The sequence below is a fragment of the Ruegeria sp. YTSA064 genome, assembly GCF_059610325.1.
This window is the reverse complement of the sequence record NZ_JBXWNK010000010.1, coordinates 125,351-141,394: the sequence shown is the minus strand read 5'-3', so window position 1 is coordinate 141,394 and position 16,044 is coordinate 125,351. Positions and strand designations below refer to the sequence as shown.

Below are 16,044 nucleotides of genomic sequence, written 5' to 3'. Positions count from 1 at the left end.
TTCGGCGTTTCCCAGTCGCAAACGATCCCTATCAAAACCCTGATATTATCTCATGTCTGCCCAGTTCTCGCCCAGATTGATCGCAATAAAGAGACAACGAACAGAAGACCTGGGGAACGAGAATGGATCGACTGACCGAAATGGAGGCCTTTTCCAACGTGGTGGACCAGGGTGGTTTCACCGACGCGGCCAAAAAAATGGGTATCTCCAAATCAGCCGTGTCCAAACACGTGTCGAGCCTTGAGGCGCGGCTGGGTGCGCGACTGCTAAACCGCACCACACGCCGGGTTTCACCGACCGAGATTGGACTGGCCTATTATGATCGCGCCCGGCGCGTGCTCAACGACGCGGGCGAGGCAGATGCGCTTGTAACCTCGATGCAATCCGACCCTTCTGGTCTGCTGCGGATCAGTGTGGCGACGGATTTCGGCGTCAATCACCTATCACCTGTGCTTTCGGAATTCCTGTCTGCCTATCCCGATATCACCGTGAACATGGTGCTGAACAACCGTTACGTCGAACTGATCTCGGAAGGCTTTGACGTGGCCGTGCGCATTGGGGAACTGGAAGACAGCACCTTGCGCGCCCGCAAACTGACCGAAACCGTAAAACGCATGGTCGTAGCGCCCAGCTATATCGAGCAGTTTGGGCGCCCGCAAAAGATCGACGACCTGAATGAACACAAGCTACTGCACTATTCGAGTCAGTCCTCGGGCAGCGTTTGGAAATTGACCGCGCCGTCGGGCGAGAAACGTCAGGTGCGCACCGCTGGTTGGTTAAGCGTAAATGACGGACAGTCGCTGTTAAACGCCGCAATCTCGGGCCTTGGGATCGCACATCTGCCCAGCTATCTCTATGCCGACGCGCTGAAATCGGGCGAGGTGGTGGATGCGATGCCTTCGCTTCCGGACGAGGTGCAAGGCGTTTACGCAGTTTATCCGCCGGGCCGGTTCACCCAGCCCAAGGTGCGTGCTTTCATCGATTTTCTGGTCGCATCCTTCGCTGAAAAAGGTCCGATGGATTGGTAGAATTCTCCCTGTGGAACCTAAATGACCCGCGCTGATCAGTGCGGGTCTTTTTTTGTCGCTCGTTCGATCTGAATCTGCCGGTCAAACCTCAGCAGGTGATACAGCCCGCTGATACAGGTGCCATGTGGTGTGACCCAGGATCGGCAGTGTAAAGACAAGTCCCAAAAACGCGGGTGCCAGTGATATCAGCATGGTGACCGAAATGATCGCAGCCCAGCCGAGCATCACCACCGGATTCTCGGAGACGGCGCGAACCGAGGTTAGCATGGCAGAGACGAAATTGGTTTCACGATCCAGCAGCATCGGCATGGCGATAACGGTTACCGAGAACAGCACAGCCGACAGAAACGCCCCGACGCAGGTGCCAATCGCAAGGAAGGTCCAGCCCTGCGGCGTGAAAAGCACGATGTTCAAGAACCCCTCAAAATCGGAAAATGACGCTTTTTGCAGAGTGATCGCCAGCCAAAGGCGGATTTGATAGGTCCAGACCCAGAATATGAACAGGGTGACGAAGGCCATCCAGCCCAGCTCGCGTTTGCGTTGATTGGCCATGACGGTGAGGATTTCGGACCACCCGAAGTTTTCCCCTTTTTGCAAGCGACGGGACATCTCATAGAGCCCCGCGGCTGCGAAGGGCGCGACCAGCGGAAAGCCTACCGCCGCAGGAATGATCATCCAGATCTTGCCAAGCCAAACCAGGCACCAGACGAACAGGATGCCGAAAACCGCATAGAACAGGCCGAAAAAACCGCTCATGACCGGGCGTGCGAGGAAGTCGGAAAACCCGGCCTTGAGCGATGCGGTGATATCTGCCGCTGTCAGCCTGTTGACCTCGGGCATGGCTGGTTGTGGGGCCATGTTGTCCGGCGGTGTGGAATCGTCGGTACTGGAAGCCATGACGCACTCCTCCCTAAGCTTGGTGGCGGGTGGGACTGCCTTCCAACAAGTCCGACAGCAAGGCAGATGCCCCGTTCATCTGCAAGTGTGCATCAGGGTGCGGCATCAGGGCAAGAGGGGCGCAGAGCGACTGCGATGCCTGCGCCCGTCAGTTGACCAGCAATACCGCCTCGACCCGGCGATTGATATCTCGACCCTCGGGTGTGGCGTTCGAGGTGATGGGCGCAAGATAGCCCACACCCTGCGCCTCGATCCGGTCGGCGGCAACGCCATGCGCTTCAATCAGGCGCGCGCGCACGGCTTCGGCCCGTTTGGTACTGACCGCAATATTGGCTGGCAATGCACCCGTATCATCCGTGTGTCCGACCAGCGCCAATCGGGTCGAAGGATTGTCGGCCAGATAACCCGCAAGCAGCGCCAGCGAGGCGAAAGGCCCCTCGCCCAGCGCGACTTCGCCGGTGCGAAAGTGCAGGTCATCAAGGATGACATGTCCGGTGCTGCTGAGATCGCTGAGCAACCCGGCAGGGCCTTCAACGGTTTCCTCGATCACCAATGTCGGCGCGGGCTGCGTGCCCAGTGGGGTCACCCGGATCATCTGCACATAGCCATCCGGCGGATTACGGCTGACCAGCAGGCTCAGCACCTCGTCGCCGCGGGTGGCGGACAGAAAGCGGTAATCGTGGATCGCCACATACATGTCGGGCGTCGGCACCACCTCGGTGCCAAAGCGGAAATCGAACCCGCCACAATTGCGCGCCTCGCATTCAAACGCGATCTCGAAACCCTGCGCCTGAAGCTGACCCCGCAGAGGCGCAAGGATTTGCAGCGTTGTGCTGGACCCCGCCTGAAGCCGCCATGTCAGCCGCTCAACACGCCCCTCGACATTGCGGGACGGAATTGCGCCGTCGGCAAACACGCCGGTTGGCAGGTCGTAACTGTCAAGCGCGCTGGTGCGGTCAGATATCTGCCGGGCGCCCGTAGGAAAGTTCAACTCCTGCGCCAAGGCAGGCGCGGCCAGCAAAGCAATACAGATGAACAGGGTTCGGATCATCGGAACTGGGCGTGATACTCGGGGTTCGGGACCATCGCAGTGGCACTGGCCACGCGGTTGGTCATATTGAAGAAACCGGTGACATTGGCAATGTCCCAGATATCGCGATCCGAAAACCCGACATCACGTAAAAGCTGGCGATCGGGCTCTTCGATTGTGGTGCTGGCGGTGGTCATCTTGGCTGCGAAATCCAGCATTGCACGTTGGCGCGCGTCCAATTTGGCGACGCGGTAGTTCATGACCAGCATCTCACCCAGCTGCGGATCGCCCGAAAGCTGCCGCACCGCTGCGCCATGAGCCACGAGGCAGTAGAAGCATTTGTTGATCGAGGACACCACGACCGCGATCATCTCGCGCTCCAGTTTGGACAGCCCGCTGTCGGCCAGCATCAGATCATTATACATCGAAGTGAAGGCGTTCAGCTTGTCGATATCGAAGGCATAGGCGCGCAGGACATTCGGCACCATTCCCAGTTTCTCAACACAGATATCAAAGTATTTCTGCGTCTCTGACGGTAGTGGGTCCACCATTGGCAGATCCAGGGCAGTGGGCATGTCCTGTTTGGTCAATTCGTCCTCCTCAGGCGCGCTGGCGATAGTGGTATTCTCCGACGATCTTCATCCCCAGCGAGTGGTAGAGGCCATTGGCCCCCTCATTCGCCTTGGTACAGATCACGCTAAGCGTCTGCGCGCCATTGTCCAGCGCCCAAAAGGCCGCGGCGCGCATGGCCCACTGGCCCAACCCCTTGCGGCGGTGATCCGGCAGGATTTCCAGCGCATGAACCATCGCGATACCTTCATGGATCGCCACGAAGCCGGTTCCTGCGGGCTGATCGCTGTGGCGCAACAAAAGGCCGGTCTTTGGGCCCGGTGCCCGGTACATGATGGCAATCCGTTCGGGGCCGATACCGCCCTGCGCCCAGATCTCACGCATGATGGCCAGCGGTTCCCAGATGTTGAAGACAGTCACGCGCGGGATCGGGATATCGGTCAACTGCTGCGCCAGGCAGGAATAAATATTGACCGGATCAAGGATGTCGTAGCCGCGTTGCGCAAGCATTGCATCTAGCGCCTCATCCCCCGGACGCAGGCAGAAGATGCGTTTTTGACCCATCGCCTGCATGGCGCTTTCGGCTGCATCGATATCGGCGCTGGTGACGTCCCCGGTGCGATTGGCGGCAGAGACGCGTGAACCTCCGCCCTGTCCTTGCCGCAGTCGAAATGGGCCTTGCGTTTGATAGCCGGCGGCAGGCCATGTGCCATCGACAACGGCGGCCCAATCGGGATTCAAAGCTCGATCTCTTTCGCAAGGCGGGTCATGGCGGCATCGATCCGTCCACCCTCGGTGCCGCGCACGACGACGTTGGCTCCGAAGACGCCATTCGTCTGAAACGGATAACATCCGATCGAGAGGTCGCCGAAATCTTTCGCGAGCGCGGCCAAGGTCGACGCTATATCGCCCTCACCTCTGTCCACACGCAGAGTCTGCGACAACAGCGGGTTGCCTCCGGTAAGCAAAGGTAAAACACTCGCCACCATCGCCTGAAAAACCAACGGTACTCCGGCCATGACATGGACGTTTGCAATCGTAAAGCCGGGCGCGGTCGAGACCGGGTTGTCGATCAATTCCGCCCCGTCCGGGATACGCGCCATACGCAGGCGAGCGTCGTTCAGCTCCAGCCCGGATTTCTCATAATGCGCTTCAAGCAGCGCCCGCGCGTCGTGGCGAACATCGATATGCGCGCCAAAAGCTCGAGCGATGCAATCGGCGGTGATATCGTCATGGGTCGGGCCGATGCCGCCACTAGTAAACACGTGGTCATGGGCCTGGGACAGCGCCCTGACTGCCGCCTCAATCGCGGGCGCATCATCACTGACAATGCGCACCTCTTTCAGATCGATGCCGTGTTTGGTCAGCTCTCCAGCCAGATAATGCATATTGGCATCGCGGGTGCGGCCCGAGAGGATCTCATCCCCGATCACCAACATTGCAGCGGTTGGATTGGCCATGGCGCGCCCTCCCTCTTGATCGACCGTTAGGGCAGGTATAGGCCCTAGGCCATGCGATTTGAAACCCCCCTTATCCCCGCCCGACTGATCCGCCGCTACAAACGCTTTTTAGCCGATTGCAGGCTGGAAGACAGGCGCGAGGTAACAGCCCATTGTGCCAATCCGGGTTCGATGATGGGGCTGGCGGAGCCGGGTGAGAAAATCTGGCTGGAGCCGAATGATGATCCGAAGAAAAAGCTGAAGTACGGCTGGCGGCTGGTTGATCATGAGAACGGGCATTTCACAGGAGTCGACACATCCGTCCCAAACAAGGCGCTTCGGGCGGCGCTTGAGGCACGCGAAATCCCGGAATTGGCGTCCTATGAAACCGTGCGCCCCGAGGTCAAATACAGTGAAAACAGCCGCATCGATTTCTTGCTGACCCAGCCGGGTTTGCCGGATGCCTATGTCGAGGTCAAAAGCGTCACCCTATCGCGCCAACCCGGTCTGGCCGAGTTTCCCGACAGCGTGACCGCACGCGGCACTAAACATCTGGGCGAACTGGCGGCTATGGCGGCACAAGGGCATCGGGCGGTGATGCTGTATCTGGTGCAGCGGACCGATTGCGACCGGTTTGCGCTGGCGGCGGATATTGATCCGACCTATGCGGCGGCGTTTGAAGTAGCGCGGGCACAGGGGGTGGAGAAGTTGGTTTACGGGACGCAGATTTCGCCAATGGGTATTTTGGTAACTCGTCAATCAATTGTTGAGAGAAAACTCAGATGAATCCGACTATTTCTATCGAATTTGCCTAGGTTTCTCAAAGGACAACTGAATGACTGCCCCATCGAAGACCGAGAACACCCGCTTAGAAAAGCGTATTCGAACAATCTCACTGACTCTAATGATTTTGGGTGGCATACCTGTATTGGCAAGATTTTTTGGTGTAGGGTTTATTCCCTCTCCAGTTTGGCTTTCCTTGGCATTTTGGCCTGCATGCATAGTGGGAGCAATTTCAGGAGCAACAGCACTTTGGGCGGTTCATCTTAGCTTATCGGAAGGCATCCTATTCTCAGAGCCAATAAAAACAACATTGTCTATATTGTTCATGCCTTTGGCAGGTGCGTTTGCGGGGTTTCTTGTAGTGGCGGCGACGATCCCTATGGTTATTTCTCTTCCCTCTTTTCGCACGGTAGAAATAACATTTGTTGTTAGTGATCCCAATATGGGAGATTATCGGAGGTGCCCTAGGCCAATCGCTCTGAAAGACACGGCGCGTGCCGTTAACGTCGTTTGTGATGTCCCGAACAGTATTCGCAGACGTTTGCGAACCGGAAGGAAGATTATTCTTGTTGGCCCCGGAAGCAGTGTCGGCGTATTTCCAACTCACTTTCGTCTACCTTGATCACTAAGAGCCCTTATCAGTCTCTGTATTAAATCAAATTAACTGAAAAACATCCACGACCGCACACCCTCTGGTACTTTCTGCGCAAGCAGCGTAAAAGAAGTGCTGCGTGAAATATTTGGAGTCTCGCACCGATGAAAGAACATCGTGGCCGTCTGACCAAGGATGGCATCCGTATCTACGAACAGAGTGACTTTGCCGGAATGCATGCGGCAGGGGCGCTGGCTGCGCGGATATTGGACGATATTGCTGATCATGTTTTTGTCGGTCAGACCACCGGTGCGATTGACGGTCTGATCACTCAAATGGTCGAGGACGCAGGCGCTGAATCGGCGACCATTGGCTATAAAGGTTATCAGCACGCAAGTTGTATCAGCGTGAACCATGTAGTCTGTCACGGCATCCCCGGCGAGAAGAAGCTGAAGGATGGCGATATCCTGAATATCGACGTCACTGTGATCGTCGATGGCTGGTTTGGTGACACCTCGCGTATGTACGTGGCTGGTAAGCTTCCGCGTAAAGCCGAGCGGCTGATTCAGGTGACCCATGATGCGCTGTTCAAGGGCATCGATATGGTCAAGCCGGGTAATACCTTCGGGGATATAGGCCATGCCATTCAGGCCTATGTCGAGGCGCACCGGATGAGCGTTGTCCGCGATTTCTGCGGCCATGGGCTGGGCCGTGTTTTCCACGCGCCGCCCAATGTCCTGCACTATGGCCGTCCGGGTACAGGCGCGGTTTTGGAAGAAGGCATGTTCTTCACCATCGAACCGATGGTCAATCTGGGCCGCCCCGAAACCAAAACACTTGCCGATGACTGGACTGCCGTGACTCGCGACAAATCTCTGTCGGCGCAGTTTGAGCATTCGGTGGGTGTGACGACCGATGGGGTTGAGATTTTCACCCTGTCACCGGGTGGCAAATATCACCCGACTTATTCGTCCTGATCAGTCGCCTGATCGCGTAAAAGTTTCAGCAACAACGTCTCATCGCGCCAGGGGATCACCGCGTCGTTGATAAACACCGGCGCGCGCATCGGTTTGGTCGGCGGCCCGGTGGTGGCGTCGCTGTCTGTCAAAAAGCCCCAAAACGGAGGTGTGATGGCGCGGTCCATGGGCCGACCTTAGCATATTTCTCGGTCAGAGTCCCAAAAGCCCCGGCACGTGTGACATATCCGTGAAGACCTCGGCCCCCAGCGTTGCCAGCCGCGCGCCGTCGTCGTGGGCTGCATAGGCGAGGCAGCGCATATTGGCACGGATGGCGGCGGTGACGCCGTTCTCACTGTCTTCGATCACGACCGGCGATTTGGCGCCAAATTGCTGCGCCGCTGTCAGGAACAGGGTGGGGTCAGGTTTACCTGAGCCCAGCACATGGGCCGAAAACATGACCGTGCTGAACCGCTCCCACAGACCGTTCTGACCCAGAGTAATCTGCATTTTCTCTGGCCTGCCATTTGAGGCGACACAATAAGGAATGCTGGCTGCATCCAATTGCGTCAGCAATTCTGGGATGCCTTCAACCAAAGGAGTGCCCGCTCGCAGCCTCTCATAGATTTCCGAGTAGATTTGATCGGTCCAGTCGTCAGGCAGATCCGCACCGAGATCGCGCGCCTTGTCTCGGACACCAGTCATCGTACCACCGACGAAAAGAGACATGCACTCTGCAAGGGTCAGGTGCAGACCATATTGGGCCAGATTGTCGATCATGACCTGATTGGACAGAACCTCGCTATCAACCAGAACCCCGTCGCAATCGAAAATGACCAGATCATGCATATCAGTCCTCAGTTCGCCACATCAGCGAAATGCACGTGTCGCGATATTTTCGCGCGTCATGCAGAGTGAACCCATTTGGAGCAATCATGGGGGCGTTTTCCTCCCACACGATCAGGGCGTCCTGGGCCAGCCAGCCACCTTTGGTGGCCGCCGCTAGCGCCTTTTGACCCAGGTCTTTGCCATAAGGCGGATCAAGAAAGACCAGATCGCATGCGTCGCCTGGGTTTTCCCCCAACCGCGTTGCGTCACGTCTGATCAGAGTGGTCTGGTCCCGACTTCCGGTCAGATCGATATTCTTGCGGATCAGACCCTGCGCAATTCGCCCATCATCGACAAACGTAACATGGGCCGCTCCGCGCGACAGCGCTTCAAGCCCCAACGCACCAGTACCTGCAAACAGGTCCAACACGTGCAGACCATCAATGTCGATCTGATGGTTCAGGACGTTGAAAAGGCTTTCCCGCACCCGATCGGTAGTGGGGCGCAGATGGGCGCCCGCATCGCCTTTACCGACCGAGGCCAATGCCCGGCCCCGGAAGTTACCGGCGATAATCCTCACGCTTTGAGCAGCGGTTTCAAGTCCGCTTCTGGGTCAGCCACCACCGTCGGATCAGCTGTTTTACCCGCATCGATCAGGCGTTTGCCGACCATATAAGCGCGTGGGTCGTTCATCGCGTCGACCGCAATCAGCTGATCGCCTTTATAGTACCAGAAGGACACCGTCGCGCCTTCACCCTTGCGGGTCACGACGCGATCATAGCCTGTATTTAGGCCCGCAATCTGCAGCTTGACGTCGTACTGATCCGACCAGAACCACGGCGTCGCGGTATAATTCTTGGCAGCACCCAGCATGTTCTGGGCCACGATCTCGGCCTGGTCGATGGCGTTGGGCACGCTCTCCAGACGAATGCGGCCCTCACCATGCGGAAAGGATGCACAATCACCCGCAGCCCAGATTGACGGGTCCGAGGTGCGGCCATGGGCATCGGTTTTGATACCATTGTCCAGCTCCAACCCCGCCATTTCAGCCAGTTGCGTTGAGGGCGCGATGCCGACCCCCACCACAACGAAATCTACCTTTAATTCGGTGCCATCGGACAGAATAGCACCCGTCACCTTGCCATCTTCACCAACCAAACGATCCAGCCCAACGCCTTCGCGAATGTCGGCTCCGTATTCTGTATGAAGCGTACGGAAATAGTCGCTGGTCTCTTTCGCCGCGACACGCTGCAGGATGCGGTCGGCCATCTCGACCAAGGTCACTTTGACCCCACGCTTGGCACAAACCGCGGCGGCCTCGAGCCCGATATAGCCGCCACCGACGATCAAAGCGCGCGCGCCGTCGGTTACCCGAGGCTCCATCTCGTCGATATGCGCAAGATCGCGCACCACATGGACGCCTTCAAGATCGCCACCTATGGCTGCAGGCAGTCGACGCGGATCAGAGCCTGTGGTCAGAGCCAACTCATCATAGGCGATCACGTCATCACCTATCGTTACCGTTTTGGCCTTGGGGTCAATTCCGGTCACACGCTGCCCCAGTCGCAGGGTGATGTTGTTCTCGGCATAGAAGCTCTCGGGTCGCAGGAACAGGCGTTCCAACTCCATCTCGCCCAACAGGTAGCCTTTGGATAATGGCGGGCGCTGGTAGGGCAGGTGCGGCTCGGCACCAATCAGGGTGATGTCGCCTTCAAAGCCGTCCTTGCGCAACCGCGCCACGAGTGAAGCACCAGCCTGCCCTGCCCCGATCACGACGATATGGCTCATGTTGTGCTCCCCTGCAGAATTCCGATGGTCTCTTTCTTTCGACAACCTATATTGCGACAAAGCCCGACTCTGCAAATCCAAATGACAGGAGCTTAATAAATGATTTCAACAGGTGACATGCTGCCCGACGCGACGCTGATTCAGATGGGAGCCGATGGCCCTGGAGAGGTGCGGATTTCAGAAAAAACCAAAGGGCGCAAGGTGGTGATTTTTGCTGTGCCGGGCGCATTTACCGGGACCTGCACGACCGCGCATGTCCCAAGCTTCATGCGGACAAAAGGCCAATTCGACGCAAAAGGAGTTGATGAGATCATCTGTATTTCGGTCAACGATCCCTTCGTGATGGGCGCCTGGGGTGAAAGCACCGGAGCAACTGCCGCAGGACTGACCATGCTGGCCGACGCCGCATCGGAATTCACCAAGGCGGTAGGCATGGATTTCGACGCGCCACCGGTTGGTCTGCTGGCACGGTCCAAGCGCTATGCCATGTTGGTCGATGACGGCAAGGTAATCGCCTTGAACATCGAAGAGAATCCGGGCGTTTGCGAGATTTCGGCTGGCGAAGGTCTGCTTGAAACCTTCTGATCCCGGTTGGCCCCGGCATCACCGGGGCCACATGAAACGCATTTAACTTGATGCAACGAACCGATGTGCCAATACTTGGACATACAACCCGGGAGTTCATTGATGCGACTGAAATTAATCACTTTGATTCTTGGTGGTGCCGGCGCCTTAGCCGCGTGCGGCCCTGCCCCTACACCCCAGCAACAAGCTGCTCGGCAACACGAGATCGCTTGTCTGAGCGGCACCATAGGCGGCGCATTGATCGGCGGAGTGATCGGCAATCAATTTGGCGGTGGATCGGGCAAAACCATTCTGACGGCGGCGGGCGCTGCTGCAGGTGGGTTGTCTGGCGAACGTTACGCATGCTGAGGAGATTGGATTTGAAACAAGCATTGATGATCATCGCTGTCATTCTGATGTCTGGCACCGCAAGCGCCGAAAGTGTCGCAGAACTGCACGAGGCCGAGCTGAACAATATCGACAAGAACAATGATGGGTTTCTGTCCCGGGACGAATTCAAAGCTTTCTCGGATTATGCGTTTCAAGCGATGGACGAAGACAAGAACGGCACACTTGGCCTGGATGAAGCTAAACCGTTCCTAGACATCAAGCAGTTTCAGAATGTTGACCGCGATGGAGATAACACTATCTCACGGCCAGAGTACGACGCCCAGATGGACAGCGATTTCACCTCGGCTGATCTGGATGGCAATGGGCAATTAAACTAGTGCTCAATCAATCAGGAGGCGTAAGATGACGAGATGGATCAGCCTCGGCGCGCTTCTGGCGCTCGCGGCTTGTGATGTACCGCAATCACCGGTTGTTACCGGCCCAGACGGACAGACCCGTATTCAGATCAATACCGCCGGATTGACCTGTTATGAGACGCGATGCCTCGACATCAACCCGTCGACCCGCAGCGTCCGCTCGGTCGGCAGCCGCACGATCAGAATTCCGGCCAATATCGATATCAGCGGAGGAACCATTTCTCCAGATGATTTCAAACAACTAGGAACCGCTGCGTTGCTGGCAGGTGGTGCAGGGTCAGCTGGCGACCGATAGAAGGCTATCCATCTTGCGCGCCAGCTTGGCGTCTTGTGCGGACAGGCCGCCAACATCATGGGTGGACAGCACCACCTCGACTGTGCGGTAGACATTCGACCATTCGGGGTGGTGGTTCCATTTCTCAGCCCAGATCGCCACCTGCGTCATCCAGCCGAAAGCGGCGACAAAACTATCGAAGATGAAGGTCTTTGTGATCGCATCGCGGTCCTCAACCATGGTCCAGCCATTTCTGAACAGCGGGTCCAGCAGCGGGCCGCGGGTCTCGGTTGACAGAAGTTCGGTCATTGCTGTTCCTCCGGGTTCGATTTCCTGAACGGGCCATAATCCGTCAGAATCTCGATCTCTTCTCCCACTGCGTGGGCTTCGGCGTCCAGATATTTCTGAACTGCATCAGCAAAACCCGGATCACCGACCCAGTGCAAGCTATGCGTGCGGGTCGGCATATAACCGCGCGCTAGCTTGTGCTCGCCCTGGGCACCTGCCTCAACCCGGGCCAGCCCTTCGGCAATGGCAAAGTCGATCGCCCTATAATAGCACAGTTCGAAATGCAGGCAGGGATGGTGTTCCACGCAGCCCCAATAGCGGCCATAGAGCGTTTCCCGGCCGATGAAATTCAAGGCCCCGGCTACCGGATATCCGTTGCGTTCGGCCAGCACCAGAGCGATGTCATCTGTCATGGTTTCCTGAGCGATATCAAAGAATTGCCGCGTCAGGTAGGGCGATCCCCATTTGCGCGCGCCGGTGTCCTGGTAGAACCGCCAGAACGCATCCCAGTGCTCGGGCCGCAGATCATCGCCTGTGATCGTACGAATCTGCCCGCCGAAGTCACAGGCCTGCTCGCGTTCTTTCCGGATATTTTTGCGTTTGCGCGAAGATAGCGCTGCCAGAAACCCATCGAAATCAGTGTATCCATCATTGAGCCAGTGAAACTGCTGCGAATGCCGGATCATCAGGCCCATCTGTTCACCAGCCAGCGCCTCGGCCTCGGTGCAAAAGGTGGCGTGCAGTGAGGAGATTCGATTTTCGGCGGCTAGCTGCACCGCGCCTTGCACCAGCGCTGACATGCCCACCGCATCATAGCCGGGCCGTACCAGAAAACGTCGGCCTGTTGCGGGTGTAAATGGCGCAGCGATCTGCAGTTTCGGATAGTATCGCCCGCCTGCACTTTCATAAGCATGGGCCCAGCTGTGATCGAAGATGTACTCACCCTGCGAATGCGATTTGGCATACATCGGCGCCGCACCGATCAGCATTCCATCAAGATAAGCCGCCAGATATTGCGGCTGCCAGCCTGTGCCGCGTCCGACTGAACCGCTTTCTTCCAAAGCCAGCAAAAATCGGTGTGTGGTGAACGGATCATGCGGTCGCCCGCCATCAGCAACCTCAGGACAGGCGCAACTGTCCCAATCGCCCGCTGTTATCTGCGAGAGCGATGTCAGAACCCGAACCTCAATCTGTGCCTGATCCATGTCCCCTCCGCGCTGCACCTTTATCTGTGATCGCGCGCGGCGGGATCAAGCGGGATGTTCGGCCAGATAGCCTTCGAAAGTCACATTATCGGCAACCCTGCGCGCCTCGGCCTCTTGTTCAGGCGAGCGCACCGTCCAGCACAGGATCGGCACACCTTGCGCCTTCAGCTCGGCGACCAGGGGTCGATCAAGATCAGAAGCTTCATGGCTGATGAAACTGGCACCAACACGGTCAAAATCCGGGATATTGCGCAGATGGTCGCAAATGGATTGCGGCAATAGCTCGACCTTTGGGTCGTAAGAGCCGGTAACGAGACCGCGCGGTAGATGTGGCGCAAGGCGCGCGAGTTCGGCAACCGCGTGTGGGTTGAATGACATTAGCGCGACCAGTCCGACATAGCCTTTCAGCGCACTTACTACATCAGCTTCCAACGCACCGACATCAGGTCCCATTGCCCCATCCTGATCCTTCAGCTCAATCAGAAGAGGCACCCGACCGGCGACCATGTTCAACACCTCTTCGAATGACGGGATATTCTCACCGTCGGAATGCAGCAGAGGCTGCGCCTGAGCCTGCGCCGCAGTGATTTGCTGAATAGGTCCCGCGCGTCCGGTCAGGCGAGTCATGTCATAGTCATGAAACACCATCGCACGGTTATCGCGCGTGCGCTGCAAATCAATTTCAATGCCATATCCCGCGTCTATCGCAGCACGAATAGCGGACCGGCTGTTCTCGGGCCGCTGGTCTGCAACGTCATGCAGCGCCCGATGTGCAATCGGGCGCTTCAGAAACTCAAGGGGCAGCGAAGGTGTCATTGAACCTCGAAGATGCCTTCGATTTCGACTGCAACGCCCAGCGGCAGCGACACTGCGCTGACGGCCGAACGCGAGTGACGACCAGCCTCACCCAGCGCCTCAACCAGAAAATCAGACGCGCCATTGATCACCTGGGGTTGTGCGGTGAAATCAGCGGTCGAGTTCACGAAACCAGTCAGTTTGATCACCCGCACCAGTTTGTCGATATCGCCGCCGCACGACGCTTTTACCTGAGCCAGCAGATTGATGGCGCAGACCTTGGCCGCAGCCGCACCTGCCTCAATATCCATGTCATCGCCCAGCTTGCCTGTGATCAGATCGTCCGCCTTGGAGATTTGGCCCGACACATAGACGATGTTGCCGATGCGCACGAACGGAACGTAGTTTGCTGCGGGCGCAGGCGCGTCCGGTAAATTGACACCCAAGCTGTCCAGTTTTGCCGCAATACTCATGTTGTTGATCCTCATCTCACAGTGATTCCGCGCGGACGCTAACCGGGAACGCAGGTTTCGGAAAGCGGGAAAGCGGTAATTTTCTCTAGGCCTGCGAACTGCGCGGGTGTCCTCCTGTTCAGGAAGTGTTGAATTCGTGTCACTTTACGACCTCCCACCTACTGAGGTAAACGCGAGTCGTTGTTTCATATTCCGCGCGAAACCTCTATGTGAGACGAATTGCGCACCTTGAGCGCAATGGCTGTATTGATTGAAAGCCCGGCACACCACCGGTATTTTTGGAGTAAAGAAGACAGTGCCAAGCTATATTCGCCTGAAGCACCTATTCATATTCGCCATCATGACGGTTCTGTCGGCATGCGCAACGCAGCCACAGGACGCTGCCGCGCGAGGTGAGATTTTCGACCCTTACGAAGGTGCCAACCGTGGCATTCACAAGTTCAATCTGGGCGTAGACCGGTTCCTGTTCCGTCCAGCCTCAAAAGGCTATGTGAAGATCGTGCCCGATCCGATGGTCACCAGCTTCAATCACTTTGCTGAAAACCTGACCATGCCAGGGCAGGCTCTGGATTATCTGTTGCAAGGCAATCTGAAACAATCGGGCAACGCGTTGCTGCGCTTTCTGATCAACTCGACCGTGGGTGGATTTGGCCTGTCCGCTCCCGCGGATGAATTGAACCTGCCGCCCGTCGACACTGATTTCGGAGAAACCTTGCATGTTTGGGGTGTCAGCGAGGGCGCCTACGTGGAACTTCCTTTCTATGGCCCGTCGACCGCGCGTGATGCTGTCGGCGTCGTATTCAATCTTTTCTCGAACCCAATTAACTTCTCTCCGGTGCGTCCGGTCGACAACATTGGTGTCTATGCCGAGGTTGTGCGGCGCATGGGGGATCGTGGACGGTTCTCGGATACGGTCGATTCAATTCTTTATGACAGTGCCGATAGTTACGCACAGGCACGTACGATCTATTTGCAAAATCGCCGCTTTGAACTGGCAAGGGATGATGAAGACGCCTATCTGGGTCTGTATGACGATCCCTACGCCAACACCGGGACCGACCCTGTCAGAGACCCCTATCTTGACCCGTATGAGGACCCCTATGCCGAATAACCTGTTGAACAGACGCCGATTTGTAGCCGCTGCCCTGACCGGGATGACAGTTGCCGCATTGCCTCTGCCCGCGTTTGCGCTGACCGAAGCGCAGGCCAAGCAACTGGTCAACAGCGTGGTGGCCGATATCACGCGTATCATCGACTCCGGCAAATCCGAAAACGCCATGCTACGCGATTTTCAGAAGATTTTCGTTCAATACGGTGATGTGCCGATCATGGCCCGCTATGCGTTGGGGGCGGATGCACGCACAGCGTCCTCCGCACAACTGCGCCAGTTCACCAAGGCGTTCGAGGGCTATATCTCGCGCAAATATGGCCGCCGGTTCCGCGAGTTCATCGGCGGTGAGGTCACCGTGCGCAACGCGCGCAAGATCAAAACCGGATACGAGGTCAGAACCTCAGTCAAACTACGCGGCTCGTCCCCGTTCGAAGTGACATTCTTAGTGTCCGACAAGTCTGGCCGTGGCAAGTTCTACAACATGTTCATCGAAGGCGTGAACCTGCTGCTGACCGAGCGCACTGAGATCGGTGCCATGCTGGATGCACGTGGCGGTGACCTAAATCGCCTGATCAAGGACCTGAAAAACACCGGCTGATCCTGATATCCGAAAACGAGCGTGCCGCCGATTAACACCGGCGGCACAGTCGCGATCC

23 protein-coding genes are annotated in these 16,044 nt (G+C 57.2%); 10 read left to right on the top strand and 13 right to left on the bottom strand.

From position 1 onward, the window contains the following. Positions 1-122: 122 nt before the first annotated feature. On the top strand, positions 123-1,028 hold the full coding sequence (locus tag AC2FI7_RS16095; RefSeq protein ID WP_010438570.1) for a LysR family transcriptional regulator: 906 nt from the start codon (positions 123-125) through the stop codon (positions 1,026-1,028). Between the two features lie 81 nt (positions 1,029-1,109). Here the strand turns inward: AC2FI7_RS16095 and AC2FI7_RS16090 are convergent, their stop codons facing one another. The 5 genes from AC2FI7_RS16090 to AC2FI7_RS16070 form a co-directional block, all read right to left on the bottom strand. Beyond that, positions 1,110-1,925: a DUF2189 domain-containing protein gene (locus tag AC2FI7_RS16090; protein ID WP_010438569.1), complete on the bottom strand. Its 816-nt coding sequence runs from the start codon at positions 1,923-1,925 to the stop codon at positions 1,110-1,112. Positions 1,926-2,073: 148 nt separating this feature from the next. After that, positions 2,074-2,976 carry an OmpA family protein gene (locus AC2FI7_RS16085; protein ID WP_010438568.1) on the bottom strand — a complete coding sequence of 301 codons (903 nt, stop codon included), beginning with the start codon at positions 2,974-2,976 and terminating at the stop codon, positions 2,074-2,076. Continuing rightward, positions 2,973-3,530, bottom strand: coding sequence for a peroxidase-related enzyme (locus tag AC2FI7_RS16080; RefSeq protein WP_037320730.1), 558 nt, complete (start codon positions 3,528-3,530; stop codon positions 2,973-2,975). Before AC2FI7_RS16080 ends, AC2FI7_RS16085 begins: the two co-directional genes overlap by 4 nt. A gap of 25 nt (positions 3,531-3,555) precedes the next feature. After that, positions 3,556-4,266, bottom strand: coding sequence for a GNAT family N-acetyltransferase (locus AC2FI7_RS16075; RefSeq protein ID WP_010438565.1), 711 nt, complete (start codon positions 4,264-4,266; stop codon positions 3,556-3,558). After that, positions 4,263-4,985 carry a competence/damage-inducible protein A gene (locus AC2FI7_RS16070; RefSeq protein WP_496815757.1) on the bottom strand — a complete coding sequence of 241 codons (723 nt, stop codon included), beginning with the start codon at positions 4,983-4,985 and terminating at the stop codon, positions 4,263-4,265. The genes AC2FI7_RS16075 and AC2FI7_RS16070 overlap by 4 nt, the downstream gene beginning before the upstream one ends. A gap of 51 nt (positions 4,986-5,036) precedes the next feature. On the opposite strand from AC2FI7_RS16070, the gene sfsA reads away from it, so the two are divergent. From sfsA to map, 3 genes are all read left to right on the top strand, one after another. Beyond that, positions 5,037-5,750, top strand: a complete 714-nt coding sequence (gene sfsA / locus AC2FI7_RS16065; RefSeq protein ID WP_496815756.1) for a DNA/RNA nuclease SfsA — start codon at positions 5,037-5,039, stop codon at positions 5,748-5,750. Between the two features lie 49 nt (positions 5,751-5,799). Then, positions 5,800-6,369, top strand: a complete 570-nt coding sequence (locus AC2FI7_RS16060; RefSeq protein ID WP_139056592.1) for a hypothetical protein — start codon at positions 5,800-5,802, stop codon at positions 6,367-6,369. A gap of 134 nt (positions 6,370-6,503) precedes the next feature. Continuing rightward, positions 6,504-7,316, top strand: a complete 813-nt coding sequence (gene map, locus AC2FI7_RS16055) for a type I methionyl aminopeptidase (protein WP_496815755.1) — start codon at positions 6,504-6,506, stop codon at positions 7,314-7,316. On the opposite strand, the gene AC2FI7_RS16050 is transcribed toward map, so the two are convergent. Genes AC2FI7_RS16050 through AC2FI7_RS16035 form a run of 4 tightly spaced genes read right to left on the bottom strand, consistent with a single transcriptional unit; the run spans position 7,304 to position 9,911 of the window. Continuing rightward, positions 7,304-7,483: a hypothetical protein gene (locus AC2FI7_RS16050; protein WP_010438555.1), complete on the bottom strand. Its 180-nt coding sequence runs from the start codon at positions 7,481-7,483 to the stop codon at positions 7,304-7,306. The two genes, map and AC2FI7_RS16050, sit on opposite strands and share 13 nt — an antisense overlap. Positions 7,484-7,508: 25 nt before the next feature. Next, positions 7,509-8,144, bottom strand: coding sequence for an HAD family hydrolase (locus AC2FI7_RS16045; protein WP_010438552.1), 636 nt, complete (start codon positions 8,142-8,144; stop codon positions 7,509-7,511). Position 8,145: 1 nt separating this feature from the next. Further along, positions 8,146-8,703: a 16S rRNA (guanine(966)-N(2))-methyltransferase RsmD gene (rsmD, locus tag AC2FI7_RS16040; protein WP_496815754.1), complete on the bottom strand. Its 558-nt coding sequence runs from the start codon at positions 8,701-8,703 to the stop codon at positions 8,146-8,148. After that, positions 8,700-9,911, bottom strand: coding sequence for an NAD(P)/FAD-dependent oxidoreductase (locus tag AC2FI7_RS16035; protein ID WP_496815753.1), 1,212 nt, complete (start codon positions 9,909-9,911; stop codon positions 8,700-8,702). The genes rsmD and AC2FI7_RS16035 overlap by 4 nt, the downstream gene beginning before the upstream one ends. Positions 9,912-10,010: 99 nt before the next feature. Here AC2FI7_RS16035 and AC2FI7_RS16030 point away from each other — a divergent pair, with 99 nt between their 5' ends. The 4 genes from AC2FI7_RS16030 (at position 10,011) to AC2FI7_RS16015 (ending at position 11,537) form a co-directional block, all read left to right on the top strand. Continuing rightward, complete coding sequence (locus tag AC2FI7_RS16030; protein WP_010438545.1) at positions 10,011-10,496, top strand: peroxiredoxin; 486 nt, start codon at positions 10,011-10,013, stop codon at positions 10,494-10,496. 102 nt (positions 10,497-10,598) lie between these two features. Next, complete coding sequence (locus AC2FI7_RS16025) at positions 10,599-10,844, top strand: glycine zipper 2TM domain-containing protein (protein ID WP_010438542.1); 246 nt, start codon at positions 10,599-10,601, stop codon at positions 10,842-10,844. Positions 10,845-10,855: 11 nt separating this feature from the next. Continuing rightward, positions 10,856-11,203 (top strand): EF-hand domain-containing protein, encoded by a 348-nt coding sequence (locus AC2FI7_RS16020; protein WP_120981282.1) that lies wholly within the window; start codon positions 10,856-10,858, stop codon positions 11,201-11,203. 25 nt (positions 11,204-11,228) lie between these two features. Then, positions 11,229-11,537 carry a hypothetical protein gene (locus AC2FI7_RS16015; protein ID WP_010438538.1) on the top strand — a complete coding sequence of 103 codons (309 nt, stop codon included), beginning with the start codon at positions 11,229-11,231 and terminating at the stop codon, positions 11,535-11,537. On the opposite strand, the gene AC2FI7_RS16010 is transcribed toward AC2FI7_RS16015, so the two are convergent. Genes AC2FI7_RS16010 through AC2FI7_RS15995 form a run of 4 tightly spaced genes read right to left on the bottom strand, consistent with a single transcriptional unit; the run spans position 11,520 to position 14,277 of the window. Continuing rightward, complete coding sequence (locus AC2FI7_RS16010; protein ID WP_010438537.1) at positions 11,520-11,825, bottom strand: 4a-hydroxytetrahydrobiopterin dehydratase; 306 nt, start codon at positions 11,823-11,825, stop codon at positions 11,520-11,522. The genes AC2FI7_RS16015 and AC2FI7_RS16010 overlap by 18 nt on opposite strands. Continuing rightward, on the bottom strand, positions 11,822-13,009 hold the full coding sequence (locus AC2FI7_RS16005) for a GNAT family N-acetyltransferase (protein ID WP_496815751.1): 1,188 nt from the start codon (positions 13,007-13,009) through the stop codon (positions 11,822-11,824). The genes AC2FI7_RS16010 and AC2FI7_RS16005 overlap by 4 nt, the downstream gene beginning before the upstream one ends. 45 nt (positions 13,010-13,054) lie before the next feature. Continuing rightward, entirely contained in the window at positions 13,055-13,825 is a 771-nt protein-coding gene (locus AC2FI7_RS16000; protein ID WP_496815750.1) for a glycerophosphodiester phosphodiesterase family protein, read from the bottom strand. Next, a complete protein-coding gene (locus AC2FI7_RS15995; RefSeq protein WP_496815749.1) occupies positions 13,822-14,277 on the bottom strand; it encodes a RidA family protein in 456 nt (151 codons plus the stop codon). The genes AC2FI7_RS16000 and AC2FI7_RS15995 overlap by 4 nt, the downstream gene beginning before the upstream one ends. 295 nt (positions 14,278-14,572) lie before the next feature. Between AC2FI7_RS15995 and AC2FI7_RS15990 the strand changes: the two genes are divergently transcribed. Then, entirely contained in the window at positions 14,573-15,388 is an 816-nt protein-coding gene (locus AC2FI7_RS15990) for an MlaA family lipoprotein (protein ID WP_010438526.1), read from the top strand. Beyond that, a complete protein-coding gene (locus AC2FI7_RS15985; protein WP_170541913.1) occupies positions 15,378-15,986 on the top strand; it encodes an MlaC/ttg2D family ABC transporter substrate-binding protein in 609 nt (202 codons plus the stop codon). Before AC2FI7_RS15990 ends, AC2FI7_RS15985 begins: the two co-directional genes overlap by 11 nt. The last annotated feature ends 58 nt before the right edge of the window (positions 15,987-16,044 follow it).

What these genes read in the sequence shown, in the direction of transcription:
- AC2FI7_RS16015 (WP_010438538.1), top strand. Translation starts at nt 11,229, where the DNA reads ATGACGAGATGGATCAGCCTCGGCGCGCTTCTGGCGCTCGCGGCTTGT.
- AC2FI7_RS16010 (WP_010438537.1), bottom strand. Translation starts at nt 11,825, where the DNA reads ATGACCGAACTTCTGTCAACCGAGACCCGCGGCCCGCTGCTGGACCCG.
- AC2FI7_RS16050 (WP_010438555.1), bottom strand. Translation starts at nt 7,483, where the DNA reads ATGGACCGCGCCATCACACCTCCGTTTTGGGGCTTTTTGACAGACAGC.
- AC2FI7_RS16060 (WP_139056592.1), top strand. Translation starts at nt 5,800, where the DNA reads ATGACTGCCCCATCGAAGACCGAGAACACCCGCTTAGAAAAGCGTATT.
- AC2FI7_RS16090 (WP_010438569.1), bottom strand. Translation starts at nt 1,925, where the DNA reads ATGGCTTCCAGTACCGACGATTCCACACCGCCGGACAACATGGCCCCA.
- AC2FI7_RS16045 (WP_010438552.1), bottom strand. Translation starts at nt 8,144, where the DNA reads ATGCATGATCTGGTCATTTTCGATTGCGACGGGGTTCTGGTTGATAGC.
- AC2FI7_RS16000 (WP_496815750.1), bottom strand. Translation starts at nt 13,825, where the DNA reads ATGACACCTTCGCTGCCCCTTGAGTTTCTGAAGCGCCCGATTGCACAT.
- AC2FI7_RS16005 (WP_496815751.1), bottom strand. Translation starts at nt 13,009, where the DNA reads ATGGATCAGGCACAGATTGAGGTTCGGGTTCTGACATCGCTCTCGCAG.
- AC2FI7_RS16095 (WP_010438570.1), top strand. Translation starts at nt 123, where the DNA reads ATGGATCGACTGACCGAAATGGAGGCCTTTTCCAACGTGGTGGACCAG.
- AC2FI7_RS15985 (WP_170541913.1), top strand. Translation starts at nt 15,378, where the DNA reads ATGCCGAATAACCTGTTGAACAGACGCCGATTTGTAGCCGCTGCCCTG.
- AC2FI7_RS15995 (WP_496815749.1), bottom strand. Translation starts at nt 14,277, where the DNA reads ATGAGTATTGCGGCAAAACTGGACAGCTTGGGTGTCAATTTACCGGAC.
- AC2FI7_RS16030 (WP_010438545.1), top strand. Translation starts at nt 10,011, where the DNA reads ATGATTTCAACAGGTGACATGCTGCCCGACGCGACGCTGATTCAGATG.
- AC2FI7_RS16025 (WP_010438542.1), top strand. Translation starts at nt 10,599, where the DNA reads ATGCGACTGAAATTAATCACTTTGATTCTTGGTGGTGCCGGCGCCTTA.
- AC2FI7_RS16080 (WP_037320730.1), bottom strand. Translation starts at nt 3,530, where the DNA reads ATGCCCACTGCCCTGGATCTGCCAATGGTGGACCCACTACCGTCAGAG.
- AC2FI7_RS16035 (WP_496815753.1), bottom strand. Translation starts at nt 9,911, where the DNA reads ATGAGCCATATCGTCGTGATCGGGGCAGGGCAGGCTGGTGCTTCACTC.
- AC2FI7_RS16070 (WP_496815757.1), bottom strand. Translation starts at nt 4,985, where the DNA reads ATGGCCAATCCAACCGCTGCAATGTTGGTGATCGGGGATGAGATCCTC.
- map (WP_496815755.1), top strand. Translation starts at nt 6,504, where the DNA reads ATGAAAGAACATCGTGGCCGTCTGACCAAGGATGGCATCCGTATCTAC.
- sfsA (WP_496815756.1), top strand. Translation starts at nt 5,037, where the DNA reads ATGCGATTTGAAACCCCCCTTATCCCCGCCCGACTGATCCGCCGCTAC.
- AC2FI7_RS16085 (WP_010438568.1), bottom strand. Translation starts at nt 2,976, where the DNA reads ATGATCCGAACCCTGTTCATCTGTATTGCTTTGCTGGCCGCGCCTGCC.